The 12,933-nt window shown below is 50.4% G+C and carries 13 protein-coding genes; all 13 read left to right on the forward strand.

The annotated features are described in order from the left end of the window. Window positions 1–36 precede the first annotated feature (36 nt). On the forward strand, window positions 37–1,185 hold the full coding sequence (gene alr / locus ACM5Q9_RS12595) for an alanine racemase (protein WP_418145092.1): 1,149 nt from the start codon (window positions 37–39) through the stop codon (window positions 1,183–1,185). A 54-nt stretch (window positions 1,186–1,239) separates the two neighbouring features. After that, the gene (locus ACM5Q9_RS12600) at window positions 1,240–1,953 is read left to right on the forward strand and encodes an SDR family oxidoreductase (RefSeq protein WP_418145093.1); all 714 of its coding nucleotides are present in this window, start codon (window positions 1,240–1,242) and stop codon (window positions 1,951–1,953) included. Between the two features lie 67 nt (window positions 1,954–2,020). Continuing rightward, window positions 2,021–3,382, forward strand: coding sequence for a DNA repair protein RadA (gene radA / locus ACM5Q9_RS12605; RefSeq protein WP_418145094.1), 1,362 nt, complete (start codon window positions 2,021–2,023; stop codon window positions 3,380–3,382). Window positions 3,383–3,403: 21 nt separating this feature from the next. Next, window positions 3,404–4,177, forward strand: a complete 774-nt coding sequence (locus ACM5Q9_RS12610) for a sulfite exporter TauE/SafE family protein (RefSeq protein ID WP_418145095.1) — start codon at window positions 3,404–3,406, stop codon at window positions 4,175–4,177. Window positions 4,178–4,196: 19 nt separating this feature from the next. Continuing rightward, window positions 4,197–6,695, forward strand: a complete 2,499-nt coding sequence (locus tag ACM5Q9_RS12615) for an ABC transporter permease (protein ID WP_418145096.1) — start codon at window positions 4,197–4,199, stop codon at window positions 6,693–6,695. After that, window positions 6,696–7,115: a group II truncated hemoglobin gene (locus ACM5Q9_RS12620; protein ID WP_418145097.1), complete on the forward strand. Its 420-nt coding sequence runs from the start codon at window positions 6,696–6,698 to the stop codon at window positions 7,113–7,115. Next, window positions 7,108–7,833 (forward strand): 3-deoxy-D-manno-octulosonic acid kinase, encoded by a 726-nt coding sequence (locus tag ACM5Q9_RS12625; RefSeq protein WP_418145098.1) that lies wholly within the window; start codon window positions 7,108–7,110, stop codon window positions 7,831–7,833. Before ACM5Q9_RS12620 ends, ACM5Q9_RS12625 begins: the two co-directional genes overlap by 8 nt. Window positions 7,834–7,901: 68 nt before the next feature. Beyond that, entirely contained in the window at window positions 7,902–9,005 is a 1,104-nt protein-coding gene (locus tag ACM5Q9_RS12630) for a polyamine ABC transporter substrate-binding protein (protein ID WP_418145099.1), read from the forward strand. Between the two features lie 2 nt (window positions 9,006–9,007). Further along, the gene (locus ACM5Q9_RS12635; RefSeq protein WP_418145100.1) at window positions 9,008–10,132 is read left to right on the forward strand and encodes an ABC transporter ATP-binding protein; all 1,125 of its coding nucleotides are present in this window, start codon (window positions 9,008–9,010) and stop codon (window positions 10,130–10,132) included. Next, complete coding sequence (locus ACM5Q9_RS12640) at window positions 10,129–11,034, forward strand: ABC transporter permease subunit (RefSeq protein ID WP_418145101.1); 906 nt, start codon at window positions 10,129–10,131, stop codon at window positions 11,032–11,034. Before ACM5Q9_RS12635 ends, ACM5Q9_RS12640 begins: the two co-directional genes overlap by 4 nt. A gap of 7 nt (window positions 11,035–11,041) precedes the next feature. Continuing rightward, window positions 11,042–11,869, forward strand: coding sequence for an ABC transporter permease subunit (locus ACM5Q9_RS12645; RefSeq protein ID WP_418145102.1), 828 nt, complete (start codon window positions 11,042–11,044; stop codon window positions 11,867–11,869). Continuing rightward, window positions 11,841–12,197, forward strand: a complete 357-nt coding sequence (locus ACM5Q9_RS12650) for a Spx/MgsR family RNA polymerase-binding regulatory protein (protein WP_418145103.1) — start codon at window positions 11,841–11,843, stop codon at window positions 12,195–12,197. The genes ACM5Q9_RS12645 and ACM5Q9_RS12650 overlap by 29 nt, the downstream gene beginning before the upstream one ends. A 16-nt stretch (window positions 12,198–12,213) precedes the next feature. After that, the gene (gene rpiA, locus ACM5Q9_RS12655; RefSeq protein ID WP_418145104.1) at window positions 12,214–12,888 is read left to right on the forward strand and encodes a ribose-5-phosphate isomerase RpiA; all 675 of its coding nucleotides are present in this window, start codon (window positions 12,214–12,216) and stop codon (window positions 12,886–12,888) included. Window positions 12,889–12,933 lie beyond the last annotated feature (45 nt).

A 12,933-nucleotide genomic window follows, 5' to 3' on the forward strand; every position in this document is an offset into this window, starting at 1 on the left:
GGCTGGTTGCTGTATTTTTAAACTGGAGTAACGCAAATGCCTCGTCCAATCCGTGCAACAATATCTTTGTCGGCACTTTCGCATAATTTACAAGTGGTGCGCAACCATCTTGAGCTAGCCCGCCCGGGCAGTCAGGATAAAACGGGAAAGTCGTTCAAGCCACCCTTTATCTGGGCGGTTATCAAGGCAAATGCATATGGACACGGGCTTGAAAATGGAATCAGGGGATTTGCCGGGGCAGACGGTCTGGCGCTGATTGATCTGAATGACGCGGTTCGTTGCCGCGAGCAGGGCTGGCGAAAAAAAATATTGATGCTTGAAGGTTTTTTTGAACAGGCTGATTTGCCTTTTTTGCGGGCAAATAATATTACTACCAGTGTTCATCATATCGAGCAAATCAGAATGCTTGAGAAAATGCCGGCGGGCAAGCCGCTGGATGTTTTTCTCAAGCTCAATACGGGCATGAACCGTTTGGGCTTCCGTCCCGCGGATTGTGCTGCACGCTTTCGGGATTTGCTGGCCTTGCAAAAGCAGGGAAGGGTTGGCAATATTGGCTTCATGTCGCACTTTTCAAGTGCTGATGGCCAGCCCGGTGCCATCGATGAACCGTTGCGTCTTATGCGTCAGGCTATCGAAGGATTACCGGGTGCGCTTAGCATATGTAATTCTGCCGCTACTCTGCGGTATCCGTCCCTGGCTTTCAATGAGCGGGAAAACTGGGTGAGGCCGGGTATTTGCCTGTATGGTGCTTCGCCTTTTGATACCCCCACCGAAACGGCGACTGCGTTCGGTTTGCTGCCAGCCATGTCTTTAAGGGCAAAATTGCTTGCCGTGCAGCGCATTGCAAAGGGTGAGTCGGTCGGGTATGGCGCCACCTATAGGGCAACAAAAAATTCCCGTGTTGGCGTAGTGGCCTGCGGGTATGCCGATGGCTACCCAAGGCATGCGCCAACAGGTACGCCGGTCATGATCAATGGTGTGCGCACGCGTGTGATTGGCCGGGTGTCCATGGATATGCTAACGGTAGACCTTGATCCCGTCCCCGAGGCACGCGAAGGTGACTGGGTGGGTTTGTGGGGGCAAAATGGCCCGCACATAGACGAGGTGGCCAGTCATGCCGGCACCATTTCCTATGAGCTCATGTGTGCACTGGCAAAACGGGTACCTGTCGATATAGAAGAATAGAATTTTACTGAATCTATGTAAAATAAACCGGAATGTAAATATAAGGAAAACCGGATGAAGAACAAATGTGTCCTGGTAACAGGGGCAACCAAAGGTATCGGTTGGGCAATTTCAAGGCGCCTGAGTGATGCGGGTGCCCATGTGATTGGTTTGGCCCGTCATGTGGATGAAATAGATTTCCCGGGTTTTTTATATCAATGTGATTTGAATGATGCCGGCCAGACTGAAGAGGTCTTGCGCATGATTCGTGAAAAATACCCGGTTGATGCGATTGTCAATAATGTAGGCGTGGTCTTGCCTGAAGCCTTAGGAGAGATTTCACTGGCTTCGTTTTATCAGGTTTATGACCTTAATGTCCGTGCTGCCGTTCAGGTGGTGCAGGCTTTTTCCGAAGCCATGAAGCAACGCCAGGAAGGGAGTATTATCAATATTGCCAGCATCGCCAGTCATGGTGCGGCAGGTAAAACCAGCTATGCGGCAGCCAAAGCGGCCCTGGTGGCCTGTACCAAGACCTGGGCGTTGGAATTGGCCGACTATGGCATTACCGTCAACGCCATTTCACCAGGTCCGGTAGAAACGCAGTTGTTGCGTGAAAACTATCCTGTCGGTAGCGAAAAGGAAAAGCAGTTGCTTGCCGGTATTCCCCTGAAGCGATTGGCGCGCCCTGAAGAAATTGCAGCGGCAGTGCAATTCCTGCTGTCCCATGAGGCTGGCTTTATTACCGGGCAGGTCCTGCAAATTGATGGTGGTAAAAGTCTTCAAAGATAAAGGCGTTTTGCCTGTTGCAAGCAAGTAGTTAGCTAAACCAGAAAGTAGAAAGGGAAAAAACAAGGTAATGGCAAAAGCAAAAACAGTGTATGTCTGCCAGGAGTGCGGTGGAATTAGCAATAAATGGCAGGGCAAGTGTACGCACTGTGGTGCCTGGAATACCTTGCAGGAAACGGTGGAGCAGCCCGCACCTTTGGCAGGTACCAACCGGTTTTCTCACCTGGCGTCTTCGGCACCAATACGGGTCTTGGCCGATATTGAAGTGCGCGAAACGCCCCGGCAACCGACCGGGCTGGCAGAGTTTGACCGGGTATTGGGTGGTGGCCTGGTGCCGGGGGCGGTCGTCTTGATTGGCGGAGACCCGGGAATAGGAAAATCCACGTTGTTGTTGCAGGCATTGGCCATGTTGTCACAGGCAGTGCCAGTGCTGTATGTAACCGGTGAAGAGTCTGCCGAACAGGTGGCGTTAAGGGCGCAACGTCTTGATCTTGATACCGCCAATGTCAAGTTGCTGGCGGAAATCCAGCTGGAAACCATCCAGCGGGCCTTGCAGGAAGAAAAACCGCAAGTGGCCGTGATCGACTCCATCCAGACACTGTTTTCAGGCGCCCTAAGCGCCGCGCCCGGTTCAGTTTCTCAGGTGCGTGAATGTGCCGCACAGCTTACCCGTATAGCCAAGCAAACCGGGGTTTCGATTGTCATGATCGGACATGTAACCAAGGACGGTACGCTGGCCGGTCCCCGGGTACTTGAGCATATTGTGGATACGGTTTTGTATTTTGAAGGCGAACATCATTCCTCGTATCGCCTGATACGGGCTTTCAAAAACCGCTTTGGTGCGGTCAATGAATTGGGCGTCTTCGCCATGACCGATAAAGGACTAAAGGGAGTCAGCAATCCTTCAGCCCTGTTTCTTTCCCAGCATGCAGCCAATGTGCCTGGGACATGTGTGATGGCAACCCAGGAAGGCAGCCGTCCCTTGCTGGTTGAAATTCAGGCCTTGGTGGATACTGCGCATGTTCCAAATCCGCGCCGTTTGTCACTGGGGCTGGATGGTGGCAGGCTGGCCATGCTGCTGGCTGTGCTGAACCGGCATGCCCAGGTGGCAACATTCGACCAGGATGTTTTTGTCAATGCGGTGGGTGGAGTGCGGATTACGGAAACCGCCTCCGACCTAGCTGTGTTGCTGGCGATTATTTCCTCTTTAAGAAACAAGCCATTGCCGCAAGGGTTGCTGGTTTTTGGTGAGGTAGGTCTGGCAGGCGAGGTGCGTCCCGCCACCCGTGGGCAGGAGCGGCTTAAGGAAGCGGCCAAGCTGGGCTTCAGTACTGCGCTGATACCTAAACACAATGCACCCAAGCAGGCCATAGAAGGGCTTGAAATCTGGCCGGTTTCCCGTCTGGAAGAAGTATTGCAATATATAAAATAAAATCGGACAAAGGAGTCGCGGGTGGATGGGTTGGCGAGTATCCCCTTGTATTTGCTGCTGGGGGCAAGTATTGGATTTGTAGGTGCAATGGTGGGCATCGGAGGCGGGCTGATTGCCATTCCGATTCTGGTGCTTTTGTTTGATATGCCCCAGCAACTGGCCCAGGGAACCGGTTTGGTCATGATTGTCAGCAATGTGTTGTTGTCGGTCAGAAGTTACAACCAGAGTGCCAGGATTGATTTCAAGAGTGTGGGGATTGCCGTCGTCGTGAATATGCTTGTGACGAATTTGGCGGCCATCATGGCCCAGGACATTGATTCTGTTCTGTTGCGTCGTTTGTTTTCGGTTTTTCTGGCCCTGATCGCCTTGTTGTATTTGTGGCAGACACTTCCCGGAAGAGTTAAAAAACAAAAAACGGTCCACGCCAGTCCAGCTTCAAAACTGAAACTGTCTACCTCAATCTGGCTGGGGCTGGGCTCGGGCCTGATTGGTGGTATTTTTGGTGTGGGTGGTTCCTTGATTATCGTGCCTGTCATGACCATGTATTATGGATTCAGGCAAACGGCTGCCCAGGGCATGGCTTTGGCCATGATTGTGCCGGGCAGTTGTGTCGCGTTGGGCACTTATGCCTGGAGTGGCAACACAAATTGGCTAATAGGGTTAAGTATGGCCATCGGTGGCATGTTTGTGGTGAGGTATGGGGTCATGTTGGCTTACCGTCTGCCCGAGGTTCACCTGAAAAGAATTTTTTCACTGGTTCTATTTTTAACCGTGGCATTGTTAATGACAAAATGATTGATCGAGAATAATGGCAATGATAAGTATGTTAAATGGGCGGCTGGCCTGGGTATCCTTCAAGCGCGACTGGAAGTCCGGTGAGCTCAAGCTGCTGTTTCTTGCGCTGATTATCGCCATTGTTGCTGTCAGTAGCGTAGGTTTTCTGTCGGACAGGGTCTCCCGGGCCCTTGAACGTGATACCGGACAAATGCTGGCTGCAGATCTGTTGCTTGAGTCTGATGAGCCGGTTCAGCAGGCATTGGCTGATCGGGCCAAAAAAGATGGTTTGTCAGTGGCGCAAACCTGGCAATTTCCTTCTATGGTGGCGGCGGCTGACAAAACCCGGCTGGCTTCGGTCAAGGCCGTGAGCGAGGCTTATCCTTTACGGGGTGCTCTCAAGCTCAAGGCAGGGCATGATGCAACCGTTGAAAGTGTGCAGGCAGCGCCTGAAGCCGGGACGGTTTGGGCAGATGCGCAATTATTGCTTCAACTTGAAGTGTTGCCAGGCCAGACTGTCCAGCTGGGCAATAAAACCTTCAGGGTTGAAAAAATTATTGAAAGCGAACCCGACAAGGGCTTGCAGTTTGTGAATATTGCTCCGCGCCTCATGTTGAATGCGGCTGATCTGGAGGCTACTGGCCTGATTGCACCGGGCAGCCGGGTTAAATATGCACTGCTGCTGGCGGGTGATGGCAATGCAGTGGCCAATTACCGTCAGTGGCTGGAAACGGCGATTGACAAGGGGCAGCAGATACGTGGTACGGAATCGGTGCGTCCAGAGGTACGGCAGTCGCTTGACCGGGCGCAGCAGTTTTTTGCTTTGGTCGCCCTGCTAACCGTCTTGATTGCCTGCGTGGCTATTGCCCTGGGTTCGCGCCGTTTTACCAAACGGCACCAGGATGGGGTTGCCGTCATGCGAACCATTGGCGCATCGGGTAGTCAGGTGCGGCAAATGCTGTTGATGGAGTTTTTATTGGTGGCCGTATGTGCTTCCCTGGTTGGAAGTATCATGGGTTATTTGTTCCATTATTTCCTGCTTTATTTCCTGATGCCATTGTTGCAAACCGAGTTGCCAGCAGCATCTGCGCTACCGGCTTTCCAGGCGGCGATTGTCGGGATTGTTTTGTTAATCGGTTTTTCGCTTCCGCCGTTGTTACAACTCAGCAAGGTGCCACCGCTCAAGGTCATACGCCAGGATTTGCAGTTGCTGTCTACCGGTAAAACAACGGCGTATTTGTTGGGTGGGCTGGTGTTTATGGCCCTGCTCTGGTGGTTTGCCAAAAGTTTCATGCTGGCCCTGATTGTCGGGGCGGGTTTTTTGGGGGCCTTGGGGGCTTTTGCCTTGTTGGCCTGGTGCCTGGTTGGTCTGGTTGGCGTGTTGCGCAAGCGCCTGATGCATAAACCGGTATTGCGCTTTGCGCTGGCTGGCATGGTTAGCCGCAAGCAAATGACAATCGTCCAGATATGTTCGCTGGCTTTGGGGTTGATGATTATTCTTTTGCTGGGACTAATTCGTACTGATTTGCTGGATGGTTGGCGCAACACCTTGCCCGAGAGTGCACCCAATCGTTTCCTGATTAATATCCAGGCCGATCAGCGTGAGCCGGTACAGGCATTTTTTGAACGTGAAGGTTTGCCAAGGCCTGAGCTTGAGCCCATGGTGCGTGGCCGTCTGGTACAAATCAATGGCAAGGAAATATCGCCTGCCGACTACACCGAGGAAAGAACCCGCCGTCTGGTGCAGCGGGAATTTAACCTGTCTTACCTTGATAAGCTGCCGCAAAGCAATACGATTAGCCAGGGAAAATGGCTGGATCAGGCAATGCCCGAGGTGTCCTTTGAGCAGGAACTGGCCGAGACACTGGGGCTTAAACTGAATGACCGCCTGGCTTTTGATGTGGCAGGACAATTGGTCGAAGCCAAAATCACCAGCCTTAGAACGGTGAAGTGGGATTCAATGCAGGTTAATTTCTTTGCCATTATGTCTGCTTCATTGCTAGAGAACCAGCCTTCGACCTGGATTACGGCTTTTCATCTGCCCGAAAACCTACCCCTGTTTACCCAGGAGCTGGTTAGCCGGTTTCCCAATATAACGGTCTTTGATGTCTCCGGTATATTGGCCCAGCTAGAGTCGGTACTTTCGCAAGTAAGCCTGGCGGTGCAGCTCTTGTTTGCCTTTACTTTTCTGGCTGGTGTGGTTGTACTGATTGCCGCCTTTTTGTCCACTTATGACGAACGTATTTATGAAGCGGCGGTTTTGCGTTCGCTGGGGGCAACTTCAGCACAGCTTGACCAGGCGCAGCGGCTGGAATTGTTGATAATTGGTTTGTTTGCCGGTTTGTTGGCGGCCACGGCGGCCGTGCTGGTTGCCGGCTTGCTGGCGTATTATATTTTTGACTTTACCATTAGCCTAAGCTTCTGGCCGTGGTTGGTAGGGGCAGCAGTTGGGGTTGCCGCTTCCTCATTAGGGGGTAAAATGGCGCTGAAAGGTGTTAAAACAACACCCCCTTTGCAAGTTTTACGGAGTATGGATTAAATGATACGAGTGCAACCTATGGTAGAGCCACTGGACCGTACCGTCAGTTTTTATGATCAGATTGGCGGTGAGCAGGGGCTTAAAGAACTGGTTGACCGGTTTTATGACCTGATGGATCTGGAGTCCGATTTCAAGGAACTGCGTGACACGCATGGCGAGTCGCTGGACAATGCCCGGGAAAAACTGTTTTTGTTTCTGAGCGGTTATTTGGGTGGACCTGACCGTTATATTTCACAGTTTGGTCATCCGCGTCTTAAAGCAAGGCATATGCCTTTTTCAATCGGATCGGTTGAACGTGACCAGTGGGTGATTTGCATGGGCCGGGCAATGATGGATCAAAATATTCCCGAACCCATCATGGATCGCATGCTGCAGTCATTTTATGGCGTGGCAGACTGGATGAGAAACCGGGATGACTGACAGGACAGCCCAGGCGGTGCGGGTTAATGCGGGCAGCAACGGCATGCTTTATGATCCCGCTTTTTCCATTACGCCAGCCCTACGGGTATTTGAGCCTGCATTTTATGCCGAACGGGCCCGGCCGGTCAGTGCTGGTGGGCGCAATGCGGCCTGGTTTGTGCAAGACCAATGGGGTTGTGGAGTTTTGCGCCAGTATCGCCGTGGCGGGCTGGTGGCCCGCTTCAATAAATCGCATTATGTGTGGAACGGGGCTGAAAATACCCGTTCCTTTGCTGAGTTCAGGCTTTTGCAATATATGCATGCCCGGGGTTTGCCTGTGCCCAGGGTGGTTGCAGCCGGCTATAACCGGTCTTTGTGTTTTTACAGGGCGGCCTTAATTACTGAAACATTGCCCGATACCAAGCCTTTGGCCAGTGTATTGAAAGACCTGTCGGACACGGTTCATATCACTGCCTTGGCAGAGGCCTGTGCGCGTAGCATTTATCTTATGCACAGGGCAAATGTCTGGCATGCCGATTTAAATGCGTTCAATCTTCTTGTCGATGCCAGCAACAAGGTATGGCTGATTGATTTTGACAAGGGGCGGCAACTTGTCATGACAGCTTCATTATGTAACGATAACTTGAATCGTCTGAAACGTTCCCTTGAAAAAGTATTGCAACAGCAAGGTTTGGTATTTTGGGAACACTTGAGCCGGTTTTATGCAAAAAACCAATAAAAAAAATCATTTTTTTATTAAATGATTTATGATTCTCTTTTTTTTAACTGTTTGGAGTCGAGTGCGACATGAAAATGCAATTCGTTCGTAAATTGGCCGTTGCTGCATTGACTTTGTCTGTTTCAGGCGTTGCCCTGGCAGCAGAGGAAAAAGTGCTGAACGTTTACAACTGGGCCGAGTACACGGCTCCTGACACAATTCCCGGTTTTGAAAAACAAACGGGCATCAAGGTTCGTTATGATACTTTTGACACCAATGATATCCTGCAGGCAAAACTGTTAACCGGCAATTCCGGCTATGATGTGGTGGTGCCTTCAACCCACTATGCGGCACGCCAGATTCAAGGTGGCCTGTTCCAGAAACTGGATAAATCAAAAATACCCAATTGGAAAAACCTTGATCCGGCCATTATGGACTTGGTGGCACAGGTTGACCCGGGTAATGAGTATCTGGTTCCATGGGGCTACGGCACCAATGGCTTGGGCTACAACGTAACCAAGGCCAAAGAAATCCTGGGTGAAAATGCCGATTTGGCCAACTGGGAAAATCTGTTCAATCCCGAAATTGCGCAGAAATTCCAGTCTTGCGGCATTTCCATTCTTGACGAAGCTGCCCAGGTATTTCCTGCCGTATTGCATTACATGGGCAAAGATCCCAATAGTGACAAGCCCGAAGATTATCGTGCCGCTCTTGAGGTCCTGAAAAAAATCCGTCCTTATATCCGTCAGTTCAGTTCATCCGGTTTTATCGATGAACTGGCTTCGGGTGATTTGTGCATGGTGTATGGCTTTTCGGGTGATGTCATGATTGCGTCCAGCCGTGCCAAGGAAGCCGGCAAGGCCTTCAATATTGATTATTTCATCCCGCAGGGTGGGGCACCGGCATGGTTTGACACCATGGCCATTCCCAAAGATGCGCCACATCCTGAAAATGCGATGGCCTTCATCAATTACATCGAAACGCCTGAAGTGCATGCCGCGATTACCAATAAAATGTTTTATCCCAATGCCAATAAAGAGGCACGTAATTTCGTCAACAAGGATATTGCCAGCAATCCGATGATTTATCCTGGTGAAGAGGTGGCTAAAACATTGTTTGTCATCAAGTCCCAGCCGATGAATATTGCCCGTTTGCAAACACGCTTGTGGGCTGAACTCAAGTCGGGTAAATAATCATGTCAGAAGTGCGTCTTCCTGCATCAGTAGACAATATCGACGAGTTCGTTAAGTTGGTTGATGTTGTCAAGATTTTTGGCGATACCGTCGCCGTCAAGTCGGTCAATCTGTCCGTGCGGCGTAATGAAATTTTTGCGCTCCTGGGCAGTTCCGGCTGCGGCAAATCCACCCTGTTAAGGATGCTGGCCGGGTTTGAACAACCCACGTCAGGCCAAATCCTGCTGGATGGGGTGGATATTGCCGGTATTGCGCCCTATAAACGTCCCGTCAATATGATGTTTCAATCGTATGCGCTGTTCCCGCACATGACGGTTGAAGATAATGTGGCGTTTGGCCTGAAGCAGGAAGGTATTGCGCGCAATGAAATCCATGACCGGGTTTTTGCCGCGCTCGACCTGGTGCAAATGGGGGCTTATTCAAGACGTAAACCTGGCCAGCTTTCTGGTGGCCAGCAGCAAAGGGTGGCTTTGGCCCGTAGTTTGGTCAAGCGCCCCAAATTGCTGTTGCTTGATGAACCCATGTCAGCCCTGGATAAGCAAATTCGCCAGAAGACCCAGATTGAACTGGTGAAAATCCTTGATCAGGTAGGTGTAACCTGCATAATGGTTACGCATGACCAGGAAGAGGCCATGACCATGGCCAACCGTCTGGCTGTCATGACTGATGGGCAAATCGTACAATGTGGCACGCCACATGATGTTTATACCTTCCCTAATTCGCAGTTTGTGGCAAGTTTTATTGGCTCCACCAATATCTTTACCGGTGAGATCGTGGTGGATGAACCTGATCACGTCTTGATTGAAAGCGATGAACTGATGCGGCCCATGTACGTTAACCATGGTGTTAGCGAGCCTCTGGGCATGGAGGTTTATGTTTCCATTCGTCCAGAACAGATCAGGGTATTACGTGATCAGCCCGAAGATGAAACCAATGTGGGGCATGGCATGGTCACCCACCTGGCCTGGATGGGCAGTTACGCCCTGTACCAGATCCGCCTTGATTCGGGCAAGGTCATTGAAGCCAGCGTGCCCAGTATCAAGCTCACACAGGAAGATGCGCCCGGGATTGATGACGAGGTTTATGTTACCTGGGGACCAGACAGCGGTACGGTATTGCCATCATGAAGATAGCACCGTTTAAGAAGTCATTGCCATCACAACATGTCATGGCCATCTTGCCGCCATATTTATGGCTGGTAATTTGCCTGTTGGTGCCTTTTTTCATTGTCTTGAAGATCAGTTTTGCCGAATCCACTTTTGGCATTCCTCCGTATTCATCTTTAATTGAAATCAAAGAAGGCGTCATCAGGCTGGCCTTTCATCTGGAAGGCTATATCCTGCTGCTGACCGACAGCATTTTTGTGGGGGCCTATCTGAATTCCCTGAAAATGGCTGCCGTAACCACCATTTGCTGTATTTTGATTGGCTATCCGATGGCCTACCATATTGCGCGTTCATCTCCTAAAACACGCAATTTGCTGATGCTGGCGGTCATTTTGCCTTTTTGGACATCCCTGCTTTTGCGGGTCTATGCCTGGGTAGGTATTTTGCGTAATGAGGGATTGCTCAACAACTTCCTGTTATGGACGGGGATTATTGATACGCCGCTTGAAATCTACCGTACCGATATTGCGGTATATATTGGCCTGGTTTATTCTTATCTGCCATTTTTTATCCTGCCTTTGTATACCAACCTGATCAAACTCGACCAACGCTTGCTGGATGCAGCCTATGATTTGGGCGCCAAGCCGTGGCAGGCATTCCTGAAAATTACCTTGCCACTCTCCAAGCCTGGCATCATCGCAGGTGCGATGCTGGTTTTTATCCCATCGGTAGGGGAATACGTCATCCCGGAATTGTTGGGTGGAACAAATACATATATGATTGGGCGTGTCATGTGGGATCAGTATTTTACCGATGCCAACTGGCCGGTGGCGGCAGCGGTGGCGATAGCGATGATCTTGCTGTTGTTGGTGCCCTTGGCACTGTTCCAGTACAACCAGTCCAAAGAAACTGACGCCAAATGAGGAAGTAATGGGTAAACAAAGTATTTTCTTCAAATGGTTTTTTCTTGGAATCGGTTTCCTTTTTCTGTATGTTCCGATTCTTAGCCTGATCGTTTTTTCTTTCAATGATTCTGCGTTGTCGTCGTCCTGGTCGGGCTTTTCCTTGCGCTGGTATAAAAGCCTGTTTGAAGACCAGGCATTGCTTAACGCTGCTTGGTTATCCCTGAAAATTGCCGTGCTGACTGCCACGGCTGCTGTATTCATTGGCACCTGGGCCGGTTATGTGCTGGTTCGAAAGGGGCATTTCAAGGGAATAGGGCTTTATATTGGCATGCTCAATGCACCCTTGGTTATTCCTGATGTGATTCTGGGTATTTCTCTTTTGCTCATGATTGTCGAGATCAGGAATATCACCGGATTTCCGGCCAGCAATGGGATTTTTACCATTTGGCTGGGGCATGTGACGCTTTGTGTCGCCTATGTGTCGGTGGTCATCGCTTCACGGGTTCGTGAACTTGACCGCTCGCTTGAAGAGGCGGCACTTGATTTGGGGGCTACGCCTTTAAAAGTGTTTTTTTCTATCACTCTCCCATTGATCGCCCCGGCCTTGGTTGCCGCCTGGTTGCTGGCGTTTACACTGTCGCTTGATGACGTGGTTATTGCCTCGTTTTTGAATGGACCAGGATTTACAACCTTACCCATCGAGGTGTTTTCGCGTGTCAGGTTGGGTATCAAGCCAGAGGTTAATGCCCTGGCAACATTATTTATAGTACTGGTAGGCGTGTTTGTGATTGTTGCCAACCGCCTTCAAACAGGAACCACAAAAAATGAAAACAATATCGATTTACGGCCTTAAGAATTGCAGTACCTGCACAAAGGCCATCAAATGGTTGCAGGCTCATGATTATGAGGTTGAATTTATCGATTACCGTGCCAATCCGATTGATGCAGATCGTTTGCTGCAATGGGCGTCCTTGGTGGGTGGCTGGGAAAAGCTGATCAACCGTGCCTCCATGACATGGCGTAATTTGCCAGATGAAAGAAAAAGCCCGGCTTCTGACGAACAATGGCTAGCCATTGCCGCAGAATTTCCCTCTGCCATTAAAAGGCCTATTGCGGTTAGACAGGATGGCCAAGTCTTCCTTGGCTTTTCTGAAAAAAATTATGCGCTGCAGTTTAAGTAAATAAAGGTTGAAGAATATGTTAAGTCAGAATGAGTTGAAACAGCAGGTGGCCAAGGCTGCAGTTGAGTATATCCGCCCGTTCCTGGGGTCGGGCGTGGTAGTGGGTGTGGGCACCGGATCAACGGCAGATTTGTTTATTGATCACTTGGCTGGTTTCAAGGATCAGTTCAAGGCTGCTGCGGCAAGCTCTGAACGCAGTGCGCAACGCCTGGCCGGCTTTGGTATTCCTGTGCTGGATCTGAATGAAGTGCAAGGCATGCCTGTTTATGTCGATGGTGCTGATGAAATTAACGCGCGCCTGCAAATGATCAAGGGTGGAGGCGGTGCCCTGACCCGTGAGAAAATCGTGGCTTCGGTAGCCGAACGTTTCGTGTGTATAGCCGATGAATCCAAAGTGGTAGACCGGCTGGGTAAATTTGCCATTCCTCTTGAAGTCATTCCCATGGCAGTAAATGCCGTTGCCCGTAAAATGCAGGCATTGGGAGGTATCCCTGTCTTGCGTGAGGGGTTCATTACCGACAACGGCAATCCGATTCTGGATGTAGCCGGATTCAGTCTTGATGATGCGGCTGACATGGAGGCGATTATGAATAATGTGCCTGGTGTTGTAACATGTGGTTTATTTGCCATTTCTCCTGCAAGCGTTGCATTGATTGCCACTCAGCAGGGAATCAGGACAATGAAGGCTTAATGTCATGTTTTTGTCATAAAACCTTCTTAAAATAATTTCATTCTT

It is taken from the genome of Advenella sp. RU8, assembly GCF_048381675.1.
In the GTDB taxonomy this organism is placed as follows: domain Bacteria; phylum Pseudomonadota; class Gammaproteobacteria; order Burkholderiales; family Burkholderiaceae_B; genus Advenella.

Coding starts and splice junctions, on each gene's coding strand:
- radA (WP_418145094.1), top strand. CDS start 2,021: ATGGCAAAAGCAAAAACAGTGTATGTCTGCCAGGAGTGCGGTGGAATT.
- ACM5Q9_RS12600 (WP_418145093.1), top strand. CDS start 1,240: ATGAAGAACAAATGTGTCCTGGTAACAGGGGCAACCAAAGGTATCGGT.
- ACM5Q9_RS12615 (WP_418145096.1), top strand. CDS start 4,197: ATGATAAGTATGTTAAATGGGCGGCTGGCCTGGGTATCCTTCAAGCGC.
- ACM5Q9_RS12650 (WP_418145103.1), top strand. CDS start 11,841: ATGAAAACAATATCGATTTACGGCCTTAAGAATTGCAGTACCTGCACA.
- ACM5Q9_RS12645 (WP_418145102.1), top strand. CDS start 11,042: ATGGGTAAACAAAGTATTTTCTTCAAATGGTTTTTTCTTGGAATCGGT.
- ACM5Q9_RS12630 (WP_418145099.1), top strand. CDS start 7,902: ATGAAAATGCAATTCGTTCGTAAATTGGCCGTTGCTGCATTGACTTTG.
- ACM5Q9_RS12640 (WP_418145101.1), top strand. CDS start 10,129: ATGAAGATAGCACCGTTTAAGAAGTCATTGCCATCACAACATGTCATG.
- ACM5Q9_RS12625 (WP_418145098.1), top strand. CDS start 7,108: ATGACTGACAGGACAGCCCAGGCGGTGCGGGTTAATGCGGGCAGCAAC.
- ACM5Q9_RS12620 (WP_418145097.1), top strand. CDS start 6,696: ATGATACGAGTGCAACCTATGGTAGAGCCACTGGACCGTACCGTCAGT.
- alr (WP_418145092.1), top strand. CDS start 37: ATGCCTCGTCCAATCCGTGCAACAATATCTTTGTCGGCACTTTCGCAT.
- rpiA (WP_418145104.1), top strand. CDS start 12,214: ATGTTAAGTCAGAATGAGTTGAAACAGCAGGTGGCCAAGGCTGCAGTT.
- ACM5Q9_RS12635 (WP_418145100.1), top strand. CDS start 9,008: ATGTCAGAAGTGCGTCTTCCTGCATCAGTAGACAATATCGACGAGTTC.